The sequence below is a fragment of the Novosphingobium nitrogenifigens DSM 19370 genome (assembly GCF_000192575.1).
In the GTDB taxonomy this organism is placed as follows: Bacteria; Pseudomonadota; Alphaproteobacteria; order Sphingomonadales; family Sphingomonadaceae; genus Novosphingobium; species Novosphingobium nitrogenifigens.
This window is the reverse complement of sequence record NZ_GL876933.1, coordinates 68,807-83,525: the sequence shown is the minus strand read 5'-3', so window position 1 is coordinate 83,525 and position 14,719 is coordinate 68,807. Positions and strand designations below refer to the sequence as shown.

Below are 14,719 nucleotides of genomic sequence, written 5' to 3'. Positions count from 1 at the left end.
GCGTCAACCGCAAGTACGGCAGGCCGGGTCGCGCGGGATGCGCATCGCGCGCAGCGAAGGGGCAAGGCCGTCGAGCAGATGGAGCTGTCCCCATTGCGGATCGCCCAGAGTCGCAACCCCTTCGAGCAGGACGCGCATGGCATGCATCGCGGCCATCGCGCCGACCGTGCCGACCATCGCGCCGAGTACGCCCAGATCCGCGCAAGTGTCGCAGTCCTGCGCATCGAAGGCATCGCCGACGAAACAGCGGTAACAGGCCTGATCGGGCAAATGCCCGGCGAAATTGGCGATCTGCCCCTGAAACCGGCCAAGGGCTGCGCTGGTGAGGGGAATCTCGGCCCGGACACAGGCATCGGCGACGGCAAGCCGGGTGGCAAAGTTGTCGCAACCGTCGAGCACGACATCGGCGCCCGCGATCAGGTCGGCGGCGTTGTGGGTATCGATTCGCGCGACATGGACGGTCACCCGGATCTCGGGATCGAAACGCCGCACCCATTCGGCGGCGACGTCCGCTTTGGCCCGGCCGAGATCGGCAGGGGTGAACAGAGTCTGGCGCTGGAGATTGGACGCTTCGACGACATCGTCGTCGATCAGGGTCAGGTGTCCGATTCCGGCCCCGGCAAGATATTGCAAAGCCGGATTGCCGATGCCGCCCATGCCCACGAGGACGACGTGGGCTTGCGTCAGTCGGGCCTGCCCCGCGCCGCCGACTTCGGGAAGCACGATATGGCGGGCGAAACGGTCGAGGCGGTCGGGAGTCATGTCCGCTAGATAGAAAGAAACGGGGGAAATGCGAGAGGAAACCCCCTGCATCTCCCCCGTCTGTCTCTTTCGCCGGTCTGCCTTTGGGCAGTCTGCGGAGCTCAGTCTTCGAGCTGGCGCAGCAGCGTGCGGACGTCGCCGTCCATGTCGGCATCGCGCGTGCGCAGTTCCTCGATCAGGCGAACGGCATGGATCACGGTGGAGTGATCGCGGCCGCCGAACTTGCGCCCGATTTCGGGGTAGGAGCGCGGGGTCAGCACCTTGGCCAGGTACATCGCCACCTGACGCGGGCGCACGACGGCGCGGGCGCGGCGCTTGGACGCCATTTCGGTGCGGTCGACGCGATAGAACTGGCACACCGCACGCTGGATCTCATCGATGGTGATGCGACGGCGATTCGCGTTGAGAATGTCGGTGAGCTGTTCTTCGGCCAGCTGCAGCGAGACCGGCTGGCCGGTCAGCTGGGCATAGGCGATCAGCTTGTTGAGACCGCCGACCAGCTCGCGCACGTTGCGGTTGATGGTCCGGGCGAGGAACTCGATCACGTCGTCGGGCACGGCCGTTGCGGCAAAGCGCGAGAGGCGATGCTGAAGAATCTTGCGACGCAGTTCGATGTCGGCAGGCTGGATGTCGGCGACGAGGCCCATCGACAGGCGCGACAGCAGGCGCTGTTCGACCCCGTCGAGCGCCTGGGGCGCGCGGTCGGCCGCAACCACCAAACGCTTGCCCGCGCTCAGCAGCGCGTCGATCGTGTGCAGGAATTCTTCCTGCGTGCTGGCCTTGCCGATGATGAACTGGATGTCGTCGACCAGCAGCAGGTCAAAGCTGCGCAGGCGCGCCTTGAACTCGATCATCTCGTGCTGGCGCATGGCCTGCACGAATTCGATCATGAAGCGTTCAGCCGAGCAGTAGAAGATGCGCGCGCCGGGCTTGGCGGCGGCATAGGCATGGCCGATCGCATGCAGCAGGTGCGTCTTGCCCTGGCCGGTTGAGGCCTTGAGGTAGAGCGGCGAGAACTGCGGCGTTTCAAGGGCAGCCATGCGCTGGGCCGCGTTGACGGCGAGCACGTTGCCCGAACCGGTCACGAATTCGGCAAACGTCAGCGACGGGTCGAGCCCGTTGTGCGCGGTCGCGACCGTCAGCGGATCGACCGGCAGCGGCGCAGGTGCGGGTGCTGCCGCGCGCGGTGCCGGAGCCGAATCACCGGGCATGCGCAAGTCGGGCATGGCACGGCGACGCGGGTGGACGCCGATGCGGACCTGACGGACTTCCGAACGGGCGATCTTCCACGCCAGCGAGAGGCGGTCGGAAAAGCGGTCGGCGACCCAGTTGGCCGAGAATTCGGTGGGCAGGAACAGGTCGAGGGTGCCCGTTTCCTTGCAGAAGCTGCCGACCTGAATCGGCTTGATCCACTGGCTGTGGAGTTGCGAGCCGAGGTCCTTCTTGAGGCCCTGGCTGATGTCGGCCCAGTCGGCGGCCAGATCCAGAGCGTCCTGGTCTTCACCGGCCCCGCCATCGCGCGCGGCGCTTTCGCGTCCCTTGCGCGAAGGCGTGGGTTCGCTGGTTCCGCGGGATTGGCCGCGTCCGCCCGAACCGCCTTGCATGTATTCGTCGATCTTCACGTCTTCAGATCCCGCCTTCCGATACGCTCACGTCAACGCCCCCCGGACGCGAGCGCAGTTGTTCCCTGTCCGGCGACGCGAAAGCGCCACCGGCCAATTTGCGGCCAATGCCAAAACTGCGGCTCATATGAATTCGCCGCGAATGTGTGTGATCCCCGCACGGTGCCATTCCGCCGAAGCGGCGCTGCCCGCCGTGTTCCGTTGCCCCTGTTTATTGGCGACCGCACGGGATTCGCAAGCAGGGGAGCGAAAAGAAATTGAAATAAACCGGCTTGACTCATCGAGGGGCGCAGAAATCATTCAAATCATTGAAATTGAACGATATTGCAAAAATGACCCCAGCGAATCGCGATAAAACCGAGACTTTTCCGAACGGGGAGTTGTGACAAGTGTGACATCGGCCGAGCGAAAAAAAGGCCGGCGTGCGACACGCCAGCCTCTTTGTCCTGTAAACCGCGTAGACGCACTGAGTGCGTCTACAGGGACTACTCGGGAATGATGGTAAAAATACCCTGAATTAGAGCGCAGCGACGCGCTTGGTCAGGCGCGACAGCTTGCGCGCGGCAGTGTTCTTGTGAAGCACGCCACGGGCAACGCCACGAGCCAGTTCAGGCTGCGCCGCCTTGAGCGCGTCGGATGCGATCGTCTTGTCACCACCGGCGATGGCGGTTTCCACCTTCTTCACGAAAGTGCGGATGCGCGAAAGGCGTGCACCGTTGATTTCGGCGCGGCGTTCGTTGCGGCGGATGCGCTTGCGGGCTTGCGGCGTGTTGGCCATGTCTGTCTTCGCTTCTCGTCCTCTGGCGGGCCGCTCGGCGCGGTCCGAACAATCTCGGTTTCTGCCTGTTGATCCGGTTCATGCCCCAGCCGCGATCGGCAGCATCAGCAACCGGGCGCGTCAGGACAGGCGGGCATGCCCGCAGGAAAGCGGCGCCCATACGCGGCAAAGCGCCAATCGTCAACAGATTCGCCGCATTTCAAGCCGAAGTCCGTCACGGGGGCGGGCAATCGGCCACGGTTGCCAGTCATGGGTGGGACCGGGCAACGGTTCGAGGCGATAGCGCGCAACCACGTGATGCAACAGCACTTTCATCACCATCATTGCAAAATGCAGCCCCAGGCACATGTGCGCGCCGCCGCCGAAAGGCACCTACGTGTGCCGGTGACGGCCAGCGACCTGATCGGGCGTGAAACGCATCGGATCGAATCGGGAAGTCCCGCGAGGGGCTCAGATCCAGCCGGCCAGTTCGCGGCGTACCAGCGTTTCGAGCATGGCCATGCCTTCGTCACCGGCATTGAGGCAGGACAGCGCGGCGAAATGGCTGCCGCCTGCGGCAAGGAAATCCTCGCGGGCGCGAATCGCCAGTTCTTCGAGCGTTTCGAGACAATCCGCCGAGAAACCGGGCGCGGCGATGACGACCTTGCGCGTTCCGGCCCGCGCTTCGTCGAGCAGCGTGGCGTCGGTCGCGGGTTCGAGCCACTTGGCGCGGCCAAAGCGCGACTGGAACGTCGTCACCAGGCGCAAGTGCGGATGGCTCTGCGCAAAGGTTTCGGAGAGGAGGCGCGAGGTCTTGCGGCAGTGGCAGTGATAGGGATCGCCCTGGTGCAGGGTGCGCTCGGGCATGCCGTGATAGGACAGCATCAGAAGTTCGGGCGTGAAATCGAGCGCGGCGATCTGTCGCGACAGGTCGCGATGGAGCGCACCGATATAGGCCGGATCGTCGTGATAGGGCGGCAAGGTGCGCAGCGCAGGCAGGCGCCGCCGTTCGAGTACCCAGCGCGACAGCGCGTCGAGCGAACTGGCCGTCGTGGCGCCCGAATACTGCGGATAGAGCGGGGCGACGAGAATGCGTTCGCATCCCGCCTCGACAAGGGCGTCGAGTTCGCTCGCAACCGCCGGGCTCTGATAGCGCATGGCGTGTCGCACGATCGCGGCCTCGCCCAGCCGGGCCTGCAGGTCGCGCGCCTGCGCCACGGTGATGGAGGCAAGCGGGGACCCCTCGTCGGTCCACACTTGCGCATAGGCGTGGGCGGACTTTTTGGGGCGGGTGTTGAGAATGATGCCGCGCAGGATCGGCTGCCACAGCAGCGGCGGGATCTCGACCACGCGACGGTCGGACAGGAATTCGCCGAGATAGCGCCGCACCGCTCCCGGTTCCGGCGCGTCGGGCGTGCCCAGATTGAGCAGCAGGACCCCGACCTTGCCGGTGGCGATTGTGGGATGGTCCTTGGAAAAGTGCGGGGAAACGGAAGAGGGCGGCATCGTCATCTTTCGGAAAGCGGAACGGGGCCTGGCGAGGTGAGCGGCAGGTGGCGAAACCGGACGCCGGTCGCGGAAAACAGCGCATTGGCGATTGCCGGTGCCGCCGCCACCATCCCGAGGTCGCCGGGATCGAAGGGTTCGGCCTCGCTCTGGGCAAAGGCAACATCCACTTTCGGGCAATCGGCCAGCAGGGGCAGGCCAAGTCCGGCAAGGCGCCCGGCGAGCGGACGGCCCGCGCTCCACGTGGTGCTGCCGCCCAGAGCATGGGCAAGCCCGAACATCAGGCCGCCTTCGATCTGTTGGCGGGCGATGTCGTGATTGATGACCCGGCCGATGTCGCAGAACGCGCTCAGGCTTTCGACGCGGATGGTGCCTGCATCCGCGCGCGCGGTCGCCACGACCGCGATATGGCCTTCGCGACGGCCTTCGGGCGCGGCAAGCGCCATGGTGTGGCAGGCGATGCCCTGTCCCGAACCGTTGCCGCCCCCGCCCCACATGGCAAGCCGCGCGGCCCCCTGAAGACAGGCGACCAGACGCGGGGCATCGCCGAGCATGCCGATGCGGAACGACATCGGTTCCATGCCGAGCGCATGGGCGCATTCGTCGAGGAAGCTTTCGGTGAAGAAGGCCGTGTAGCCGTGGGCCCCACCGCGCAGGCGCCCGGTGGGCAGGCTGATCCGGGTCGGCAGGTGATCGACCGCGCGTTCGGGAATGGCATAGACCGGCATGGCCCCGGCACAGGAGAGCGGATCGGCATGGCCTTCGGCGTGGTCCTGTGCCCGTTTGCTGTCGGCGTCATCGAACAGGCGCGCGCCCTGCTCGACTGCACTGGCGGGAAGGGCAAGCCGGGCTCGCCAGCCGAGCAGGCGTTGCCGGGCAGGATCGAACGCTGCGGCCAGCATCGCGCTGACCGGAGTGCGGGGATAGCCTGCCAGCGTTTCCTGCCAGCGCGACCATGTCAGTTGCACCGGACGGCCGACCGTCCTGGCGATCACGGCGACTTCCTCGGCCATGCGGACATCGAGCCGGGCATCGAAACTGCCCCCGGCGGGCATGGGATAGACGGTCACGGCACTGCGCGACAGCCCCGCCCCGCGCGCTGCGGCCCGTGCTGCGGCCTCGGGGGCCTGCGTCGCGATCCACAGGTCGAGCGTCCCGTGTTGCAGGCGCGCGGTGGCGCTGGCGGTTTCGAGCGGCGCATGAAGAGCCGGTTCGATGTCGTAGCGCGCGCCGATCGAGGGATGCGCGAGCAAGGCGTCGGGATTGCCTTCCGCCGCGATCCGGGTGGCATGGCCCCGCGTCATCGCGGTTTCGAGCGCGGCTTCGTTGGCAAGGCTTTCGACGACGCGGCCGTTCTCGTCGCGGTCGACGCGAAAGCGCGGGTCCATGGCTTTCACCGCCTTGTCGGCGGCATGCCATGTGCGGGCGACGGCGGCGAGCCAGCGGTCGGTGGCGACAATCCCGATCAGGCCGGGAATACCCCTGGCGGCTGCTTCGTCATGGCTTGCGAGGCGGCAATGCCCCTGCGGGCCGTGGGCGATCGCGGCATGAACCATGTCGGGCAGGCGCACGTCCCCGGCAAAGACGAGGCTGCCGTCGACTTTGGCGGGAAGGTCGAGCCGGGGAAAGGCCGGGGCTGCCGTGCGGCCGGTCGAGGCGGTTGCATCCTCGCACGCGGGAACCGGGCGCAAGGCGGGCGTTTCGGGCAGCGACAGGGCAAGGGCGCGATCGATCAGGGCCGCAAACGGCCAGCTCTTCTTGCCGCAGACGACGGCATGGGCGCGGGTGTCGCAAGCGGCAAGGTCAAGGCCCGCTTCCGCCGCTGCCGCTGCGCAGAGCACATGGCGCAAGGCTGCCGCGGCCGCGCGCAGGCGGGGTTCGAATGCGGCGAGAGTCGTTCCTGCCGCCGTCAGCATGACCGGTTCGCGGTCGGCTTCGAGCCGGACCAGCGCATCGCCCGGTTCCCCGGCGAGTGCCTGCGCCAGCCCGTCGCCAAGGAGCGGCAAGTCCGCGACCGGTCCGGGCAGCCACATTTCGGCCCATTCCGCTGCGATCACCCGATCGGCATAGAACGGGCTGACCGGGGCAGGCTCGACACCGACCTTGCGCCAGTCGGCGCCCAGCTCGACCGCGACGATCTGCGCGACGAGAGTGTCGATGCCCTGTCCCATTTCGGTCGCGGGCACGGCGACGCTGATCGTGCCGTCGCGGGCAAGGCGGAGGAAGCCTTCGATGACATGTTCGCCTTCGCCCGCTTCGAGCGGAGCGCGGAAACGGCGGGGCAGGGCGAGCATGCCGATGACGAGGCTGCCCGTCACACCCGCACCGATCAGCAGCGATCGCCGGTCGAGCGAAAGCCGGGAGGGGAGCAAGCGTGATGGGCGCCAGGTCATTGCAGCCGGGGATCAGTCGTTGCGGTCGAGCCAGTCGCCGACCGCGCGCGCGATCTTGAGATAGGCTTCGGCGATCGGGCCTTCCCCGGCGGCGGGCGGCTGACCCGCGTCGCTGTCGCGGCGAATGGCGAGGGCGAGCGGAATGCGCCCCAGGAACGGCAGGTCGATCTCGCGCGCGGCTTCCTCGGCGCCGCCATGGCCGAACGGTTCGCTTTCCTGTCCGCAATGGGGACACAGATAGCCCGCCATGTTCTCGACCATGCCGATAAGCGGCACTTCACCCTGGCGGAACAGGCCGATCGCGCGCTCGGCGTCGATCAGGGCCAGATCCTGGGGCGTGGACACGATCACCGCGCCTGCGGGCTTGTACTTTTGCAACATGGTCAATTGCACGTCACCGGTGCCGGGCGGCAGGTCGACGACGATGGTGTCGATCGGGCCCCATTCGGCGTCGATCAACTGGCCCAGCGCGCTGACCGCCATCGGCCCGCGCCATGCGATCGGCTGGCCGGGGCGCACGAGATGGCCCATCGAGAGCATCGGCACGCCAAAGCGCGAGGGCACCGGCACCAGCTTGTTCCCGCGCGATTCCGGGCGCTGGTCTTCGGTGGCAAGCAGGCGCGGCTGCGAAGGGCCGTAGATGTCGGCATCGACAAGGCCGGTCGGGCGTCCGAGCCGGGCCAGCGCCACCGCGAGATTGGCCGAAAGCGTCGACTTGCCGACGCCGCCCTTGCCCGATCCGACCGCGATGATCCGCCGCCGCCGCCGTGCCGCCGTCATCGCCACGCGCAAGTCGGCAAAGCCGAGGCGCGCTGCCGCTTCGCGCAATTGCGTTTCGAGGCCCGATCGCCCGGCATCGTCGAGCCCTTCGGCATCGACCACGGCGGTCGCCGCCGTACCGCTGACGCGCACGGCCTGAACCCGTTCGCCTGCCACGTCCCGCAGCGCCGTTTTCAGCGCTTCACCTTCACTCATTTCGCATGTCCGCTTTGCTGTTTTCCGTCGTGAGCCGGGACGGCGGTTGTGGTCGCGCCCGGTGAGTGCGTCCGCCCTAGCAAGGAATTTTGGGAAGGAGACCTGTTTTTCTGGCAATCCCCTCCTATAACCATCGCCATGAACGGTCCTGGCGGGGACGAGGCCCAAGCCGGTCTCGATGCGACCAAACGGCACAGCCCGCGACATGGGCACGAGGGGGGGAGCGAGAGCGGCCCGGCTTCCCCGCCTTCTCCGGTTGCGCCTGACGCATTGGGCAAGAATGAACCCGGCGAGAGCCCCGGCAAGAAGGCCGGCGGTCGTACGGGGAGCGAGGATACCCCCGACAACCCGTGGCGCGCCGCCGGACATTCACCCCGGATCGATCGTCAGGAATTGCTGCGGCGACTGGTTCAGAACGGGCGCGGCAGGCCGCGTCGCCGCTGGAAGCCGCCGGTTGGAACGTCGTGGACGCCCTGGGGGCTGGCTGCGCTGGCACTGGTCTGGCTGGGCGGAACCTCGCTGCATCCGATCGGGGCCCGGGAACAGGGGATCGTGGCGACTTTCGGAGCCGACGGGCGCACGCTGGCGCCCGGGCTCGGGGTGACATGGCCCTGGCCGATCGAGACCGTCCGGGTGGAGGATGTCGGGGCCGTGCGCCACATGGCCATGCCCGAGGGCGAAGGCGAGCAGGTCATGCTCACGCGCGACGCCGCGCTTGTCGATGTCGGTTATGACGTGCGCTGGCGCGTCCGCGATCTGCGCCGGTTCGTGGGGCAAGTCGACGACCCCGCCCAGACCTTGCGCCTTGCCGCCGATACCGCGATGCGCAGCACGCTTGCCGGTCTCGATTTCGCGCAGGCCATGGGCAGTGCGCATGGCGACCTGACGCAGGAAGCGGCCCGCCGCCTCCAGGGCCTGCTCGACAGCTATGGCACGGGCATCGGCGTCGACGGGATCGACTTGCGCCATGCCCAGCCGCCCGCCCGCGTCGCGGACGCCTGGCGCGATGTCACTACTGCGCGCCAGCAGGCCGATACCGAGATCGCCCAGGCACGCAGCTGGGCCAGCCAGATGGCAGCCCATGCCCAGGGCGAGGCCGATGCTTTCGACAAGGTCTATGCCGAATATCGGCTGGCACCCGAAGTGACCCGGCGACGCATGTATTACGAGACGATGGAGCGCGTGCTCGGTCAGTCGGACAAGGTCATTCTCGGCTCGCAAGGGGCGGCCGGGCCGGTTGTGCTTCCGCCTTTGCCGCTGGCCCCGCCGCAACCGCCGCAGCCGCGTCCGGGTGCAACGGGTGAGGGGCGCTGAGATGACGAGCGTGCATCCTCGCCGTCGCATCCGTTCGCTTCCGCCCGGGCTTGGGTTCCTGATCGCCGGAGTGGTGGCGGTCGTGCTGTTCCTTCTGGTGATGGTCCCGGTTCCGCAGAACCGCGAGGCGCTGGTCCTGCGCATGGGGCGCCCGGTGCGCGTGCTCAACGGCTGGGGCGATCAGGGCGCGGGCCTTGCCATGCGCTGGCCGGTGCTGGAACAGGTCGTCTGGGTCGAACGGCGCCAGATGGCGGTCCCGCTCGACGCGGCTTCGGTCACGACCTCTGATGGACAGCCCTTGGTGGTCGATGCCTATGCTGCCGTGCGGGTCGTTGATCCGGCGCGGCTCTATCTGGCTCTGGGCAGTGCCGACCATGTGCCCGAACTGTTGCGTCCGGTGCTGGCCTCGGTGGTGCAGCGCGAAGTCGGGCGGCGTAGTTTTGCCGGGGCGATGGCGCTGGCCCGGGGCGAGGGGCTCGCCCCCTTGCGCGCGGCCTTCGATCGCGAGGCGCGGGTCTATGGCCTTGCGGTTGCAGACGTACGGTTGCGCCGTCTCGCCATGCCCGAGGGGGCCGCGCTCGAAGCGGTCTATGCCCGCATGAGCGCCTCGCGCGAGGCTGATGCAGCAGCGATCGCGGCGCAGGCGCACAAGGACGCTGAAACCATCCGCGCCGATGCGCAGGCCCTTGCTGCACGCACTTATGCGGAGAGCTTCGGCAAGGACCCGCAATTCTATGATTTCTATCGCGCCATGCAGAGCTATGACACGACCTTTGCGCAAAAGGGCAGTCGCACTGCCATCGTGTTGTCCCCCGACAGTGCCTATTTACGGCAATTCCGGGGGGATTCGTCATTCAAACCTCATTCAGGCGAATGAGGGAATGCCACAGTGTGAAGGTGTTGCGCAGCCGCATGGTTGCGCAGTGCCGGAGTAAGGAAAAAGAGGACTAGGCCACGTGCGATACGCTTACGGAGTTACTTCGGCGCTGCTCCTCGCCGGTAGCGCATTGACGCTGGTGACCGGCTTCCCGGCCGGAGCCCAGGTCGCGCAGAACGACAGTGCCCAGATGCAGGCGATGGCCCCGCGCGGCGCCCCGCCGAGCTTTGCCGACCTGACCCAGCAATTGCAGCCCGCGGTGGTCAACATCTCGACGCGCCAGCGCGTGAAGGTCCAGGCCAACAATCCCTTTGCCGGGACGCCGTTCGGCGATCTGTTCGGCGGCGGTCAGGGCGGCGGTTCGCAGACCCGCGAAGCCCAGTCGCTGGGGTCGGGCTTCATCATCTCGGCCGACGGCTACATCGTCACCAACAACCACGTGATCACCGCCGAAGGCCAGGGCGAAGTCGAATCGATCACCGTCACCATGACCGACGGCACCGATTATCCGGCCAAGCTCATCGGCAAGGATGCGGCCTCGGATCTGGCTGTGCTCAAGATCAACGCGCCCAAGCCGTTCCCGTTCGTGAAGTTCGGCGATTCGCGTCATGCGCGCGTGGGGGACTGGGTCATTGCCATCGGCAATCCCTTCGGCCTTGGCGGAACGGTGACGCAGGGGATCATCTCGGCAGTCTATCGCAACACCGGTTCGGGCTCGGCCTATGACCGCTATCTGCAGACCGACGCCTCGATCAACCGCGGCAATTCGGGCGGTCCGATGTTCGACATGCGCGGCAACGTCATCGGCATCAACAACGCGATCTTCTCGCCGACCGGCGGCAGCGTCGGCATCGGCTTTGCCATCCCCGCCGAAACCGCGGCCCCCATCGTCGAAAAGCTGATGAAGGGGCAGGCGATCGAGCGCGGATACCTCGGCATCCGCATCCAGCCGCTGTCCGACGACCTTGCCGCCTCGCTTGGCCTGCCCAAGCGGACCGGCGAATTCGTTCAGGCGGTCGAACCTGCACAGGGCGCGGCCAAGGCGGGCATGCAGGCCGGTGACGTCGTCGTGCGCGTCGACGGCAAGGACGTGACCCCCGAACAGACGCTGTCCTACATCGTCGCCAACACCCAGCCGGGCAAGCGCATCCCGATCGAGCTTATCCGCAACGGCCAGCACGTCACCGTCAACGCGGTAGTGGGCAAGCGGCCGAGCGAGGAAGAACTCGCCAAGCAGAGCTTCGATCCCGATCAGGGCCAGGACGACGACGGCCTCGGCAACGGCAAGAGCGAGAAGGCTGCGCCGATCATCCAGCAGGCGCTGGGTGTCGCGGTGATCCCGGTGACGCCGCAGATTGCGCGTCAGTTGGGCATGAGCGAGGACGTCCATGGCGTCGTCATCACCGAAGTCGACGATTCGAGCGACGCTGCGGCCAAGGGGCTTCAGCGGGGCGACATCATCCTCTCGGCCAACTACAAGCCGGTGACGACCCGCGCCGAACTCGACACCGTGGTCAAGCAGGCCAAGGCCGAACACCGCGAGGCGATCCTGCTGCGCATCCAGCGTCGCGGTCAGCCGCCGTTCTATTTCCCGATCCGCCTGCGCTGATCGGAACCGGGACCGGTCTTCCGGACCGGTCCTGCGGCACGCAAAGAGAAAGGGGCGGTCCCGTCATGGGGCCGCCCCTTTTTTTGTCCCGGATCCGGATCGACTGTCCGGATCAATAGGTATTGGCGGACGTGGTCCCGGTTCGCGCCGACGCGCGGGGCGTTGCCGTCGCGTGCGGTGTCGTCGACGGGGTGCGGCGGGCAGCTGCCGTGGCGCTGCCCTGCCGTCCGGTGGCGCGGTCGAGGAAATCGTCGCTCGCGGCCGCGCCCTGATCGTCGGGAACGGGGACGGTGTCGTCGCGTCCCTGCGTCGGGGCCGCACGGGTGGTGCCGTCGGTCCCTTGCGCCGCGTCGGTCGGCTGCCCCTGATGATTGACGATGTTCCCGTTGGGATCGACGTAGAAGTAGTTGTCCGGGTTGTTCTGCAGCACCTCGTCGTCGGGTTCGATCTGGTATTGCGGCAGCTTCAGCTCGGTCTGGAACTTCTCGGGCGGACGCTTGGCGGTCGCCGAGCGCATATAGGCGGCAAAGGCGCGCGCCGGGGCTGTCCCGCCCTGCAATCCGGGCACGGGCTTGGCATCGTCGCGGCCCATCCACACACCGGTGGTGATCCCGCTCGAAAAGCCGAGGAACCAGCCGTCCTTGTTCGAGCTGGTGGTCCCGGTCTTGCCCGCGACCGGGCGGCCGATCTGGGCGGCGCGGCCGGTGCCGATCGATACCGCCGTCTGCAACAGGTCGGTGATCCCGGCCGCGACATAGTCGGGGACGAGCTGCTGGGGCGTTTCGTCGCGGTGGCTGTAAAGCACTTCCCCGTCGGTCGTCGTTACCTTGCGGATGCCGTAGGGCGTGACCGAAGTGCCCTTGGCCTGCACTTCGGCAAAGGCGCGGACCATGTCGATCATGCGCACTTCGCTGCTGCCCAGAACCATCGAGGGCATGGTGTTGATCGGCGTGGTGATGCCGAACCGGCGCGCCATGTTGGCAACCGCGCCGAACCCGACTTCGTTGCCCAGCTGCGCGGCGACAGTGTTCTTCGAATAGGCAAAGGCGGTGCGCACGTCGATCTGCCCGGCATATTTGCCGCCCGAATTGCGCGGGCTCCACCCGTTGATGGTCACCGGTTCGTCGACCACCTTGTCATCGGGCTTGTAGCCCGCTTCGAGCGCGGTCAAATAGACGAACAGCTTCCACGCCGAACCCGGCTGGCGCACGGCATTGGTGGCGCGGTTGTAGTTCGAGGTGACGTAATCGGTGCCCCCGACCATGGCGAGCACCGCTCCGTCGCGATCGACGCTGACGAGCGCGCCTTGTGCGCCGTTGGGCACGTTCCCCTGGATCGCCTCGGTCGCGGCGTGTTGCGCCGCCGGGTCGAGCGTCGTCCATACTTCGATCGGCTGGTCGTTGTCGGGCAGGACCTGATCGAGCTGGGGCAGGACCCAGTCGGTGAAATAGCGCGCCGAGTTCTGGCCCGCTTCCTCGGCCAGCTTGATGTTCTTGAGATCCGCGTTCGAGGCCTGCGCGGGGGTGATCGCCCCTGCGTCCTGCATGGTTTCGAGCACGACTTGCGCGCGCTCGACCGCGGCCTTGGCATCGGCGGTCGGCGAATAGTGCGAGGGCGCTTTCACGAGCCCCGCGATGATGGACGCTTCGCCGAGGCTGAGCTGTTCGCCCGAATGGCCGAAGAACTTGCGGGCGGCCGAATCCACGCCATAGGCGCCGCCGCCAAAATAGACCTTGTTGAGATAGAGCTCGAGGATCTGGTCCTTGCTGAACTTGGTCTCGAGCGCGAGCGCCAGCACGGCTTCGCGGATCTTGCGGTCGAAAGTGCGGTTGGAATTGAGGAAGATGTTGCGCGCAAGCTGCTGGGTGATGGTCGAGCCACCCTGACGCCAGCGGCCCTTTTCCACGCGGACATAGACCGAACGCACGATCCCGATCGGATCGACGCCCCAGTGTTCGCGGAAACGGCGGTCCTCGACCGAGATCATCGCGTCCTGCATGACCCTGGGCATGCGCTGGATCGGGATCCACTTGCCGTAGCTGGGCCCGAGCGTGACGATTTCCGATCCATCGGCGGCGCGCACGACGATCATCTGCCCGGCCTGGCTGGATTTCAGCCGTTCATAGCTCGGCAGCGAACGTGCGGTGATCGCGACCGCCGCGGCAAGGCCGATCCCGGCCAAGAGCACGACGGCAAGCGTCCAGATCGCCAGCCCCCTGAACAGTCGACCGAGAAAAGAGCCTCCGCGGGGCGTGTCATCCCCGGAGTCGCGGCGGCGGGGCGTGTCCCTTCTGGCCATTGGATCTGTTCAGTTCCCTTGAAAAAACATCGTGTCGGCAAATGGGCGCCATGATCCTTGCGCGCCGGTCCCCTTGCGCGTCGGGCATGTCCCGCTTCCCCCTGCATAGGCGAAGTGTAACGCAGGGTTAATCACCAAGCCGGGCGGATCGGTGCAAAAGGTTCAGGACCGGATTTTTTCGGTCCCGAACCCCTCGAAAAGGTCAATCCTTGGGCGTGAAATCGAGCGCGGCGCTGTTCATGCAATAGCGAAGGCCGGTCGGGGCCGGGCCGTCGGGAAAGACATGGCCGAGATGTCCGTCACAGCGGGCGCAACGCACTTCGGTCCGGATCATGCCGTGCGAGGTGTCGGTGCGTTCATCGAGAGCGGCGGGATCGGCCGGGGCGGTAAAGCTCGGCCAGCCGCAACCGCTGTCGAACTTGCTGTCGGATTCGAACAGCGGAGCCCCGCATCCGGCGCAGAAATAGTCGCCCGCCGCCTTGTTGCGGTCGTACTTGCCGGTAAACGCGCGCTCGGTGCCCGCCTCGCGCAGAATATGGTACTGTTCGGGCGTGAGCCGCTCGCGCCATTCGGCTTCGGTGAGCGTCATCTTGTCGGTCATGCTG

Annotated in this window: 12 protein-coding genes; 3 read left to right on the top strand and 9 right to left on the bottom strand. The window is 66.9% G+C overall.

The window, feature by feature from the left end:
* Nucleotides 1-3: 3 nt before the first annotated feature.
* The 7 genes from Y88_RS10405 to Y88_RS10375 form a co-directional block, all read right to left on the bottom strand.
* The gene (locus Y88_RS10405; RefSeq protein ID WP_008068961.1) at nt 4-762 is read right to left on the bottom strand and encodes a HesA/MoeB/ThiF family protein; all 759 of its coding nucleotides are present in this window, start codon (nt 760-762) and stop codon (nt 4-6) included.
* Between the two features lie 101 nt (nt 763-863).
* Nucleotides 864-2,384, bottom strand: coding sequence for a chromosomal replication initiator protein DnaA (dnaA, locus tag Y88_RS10400; RefSeq protein ID WP_008068958.1), 1,521 nt, complete (start codon nt 2,382-2,384; stop codon nt 864-866).
* A gap of 517 nt (nt 2,385-2,901) precedes the next feature.
* Nucleotides 2,902-3,162, bottom strand: a complete 261-nt coding sequence (gene rpsT, locus Y88_RS10395) for a 30S ribosomal protein S20 (protein WP_008068954.1) — start codon at nt 3,160-3,162, stop codon at nt 2,902-2,904.
* A gap of 180 nt (nt 3,163-3,342) precedes the next feature.
* Nucleotides 3,343-3,534 (bottom strand): cytochrome P450, encoded by a 192-nt coding sequence (locus Y88_RS19610; protein WP_008068953.1) that lies wholly within the window; start codon nt 3,532-3,534, stop codon nt 3,343-3,345.
* Between the two features lie 78 nt (nt 3,535-3,612).
* Nucleotides 3,613-4,653 carry a ferrochelatase gene (hemH, locus tag Y88_RS10385; RefSeq protein ID WP_008068952.1) on the bottom strand — a complete coding sequence of 347 codons (1,041 nt, stop codon included), beginning with the start codon at nt 4,651-4,653 and terminating at the stop codon, nt 3,613-3,615.
* On the bottom strand, nt 4,650-7,040 hold the full coding sequence (locus Y88_RS10380) for a molybdopterin cofactor-binding domain-containing protein (RefSeq protein WP_232281026.1): 2,391 nt from the start codon (nt 7,038-7,040) through the stop codon (nt 4,650-4,652). The genes hemH and Y88_RS10380 overlap by 4 nt, the downstream gene beginning before the upstream one ends.
* Before the next feature lie 12 nt (nt 7,041-7,052).
* The gene (locus tag Y88_RS10375; RefSeq protein WP_008068950.1) at nt 7,053-8,015 is read right to left on the bottom strand and encodes an Mrp/NBP35 family ATP-binding protein; all 963 of its coding nucleotides are present in this window, start codon (nt 8,013-8,015) and stop codon (nt 7,053-7,055) included.
* A gap of 138 nt (nt 8,016-8,153) precedes the next feature.
* On the opposite strand from Y88_RS10375, the gene hflK reads away from it, so the two are divergent.
* From hflK to Y88_RS10360, 3 genes are all read left to right on the top strand, one after another.
* On the top strand, nt 8,154-9,329 hold the full coding sequence (gene hflK / locus Y88_RS10370) for a protease modulator HflK (RefSeq protein WP_232281025.1): 1,176 nt from the start codon (nt 8,154-8,156) through the stop codon (nt 9,327-9,329).
* Nucleotide 9,330: 1 nt separating this feature from the next.
* The gene (hflC, locus tag Y88_RS10365) at nt 9,331-10,206 is read left to right on the top strand and encodes a protease modulator HflC (RefSeq protein WP_232281024.1); all 876 of its coding nucleotides are present in this window, start codon (nt 9,331-9,333) and stop codon (nt 10,204-10,206) included.
* A 79-nt stretch (nt 10,207-10,285) separates the two neighbouring features.
* Nucleotides 10,286-11,815: a Do family serine endopeptidase gene (locus Y88_RS10360; RefSeq protein WP_026166911.1), complete on the top strand. Its 1,530-nt coding sequence runs from the start codon at nt 10,286-10,288 to the stop codon at nt 11,813-11,815.
* Between the two features lie 112 nt (nt 11,816-11,927).
* On the opposite strand, the gene Y88_RS10355 is transcribed toward Y88_RS10360, so the two are convergent.
* Both Y88_RS10355 and msrB read right to left on the bottom strand, forming a co-directional pair.
* Complete coding sequence (locus Y88_RS10355; protein ID WP_018075661.1) at nt 11,928-14,114, bottom strand: PBP1A family penicillin-binding protein; 2,187 nt, start codon at nt 14,112-14,114, stop codon at nt 11,928-11,930.
* A 202-nt stretch (nt 14,115-14,316) separates the two neighbouring features.
* Nucleotides 14,317-14,715, bottom strand: coding sequence for a peptide-methionine (R)-S-oxide reductase MsrB (gene msrB / locus Y88_RS10350; protein WP_008068942.1), 399 nt, complete (start codon nt 14,713-14,715; stop codon nt 14,317-14,319).
* Between the last annotated feature and the right edge of the window lie 4 nt (nt 14,716-14,719).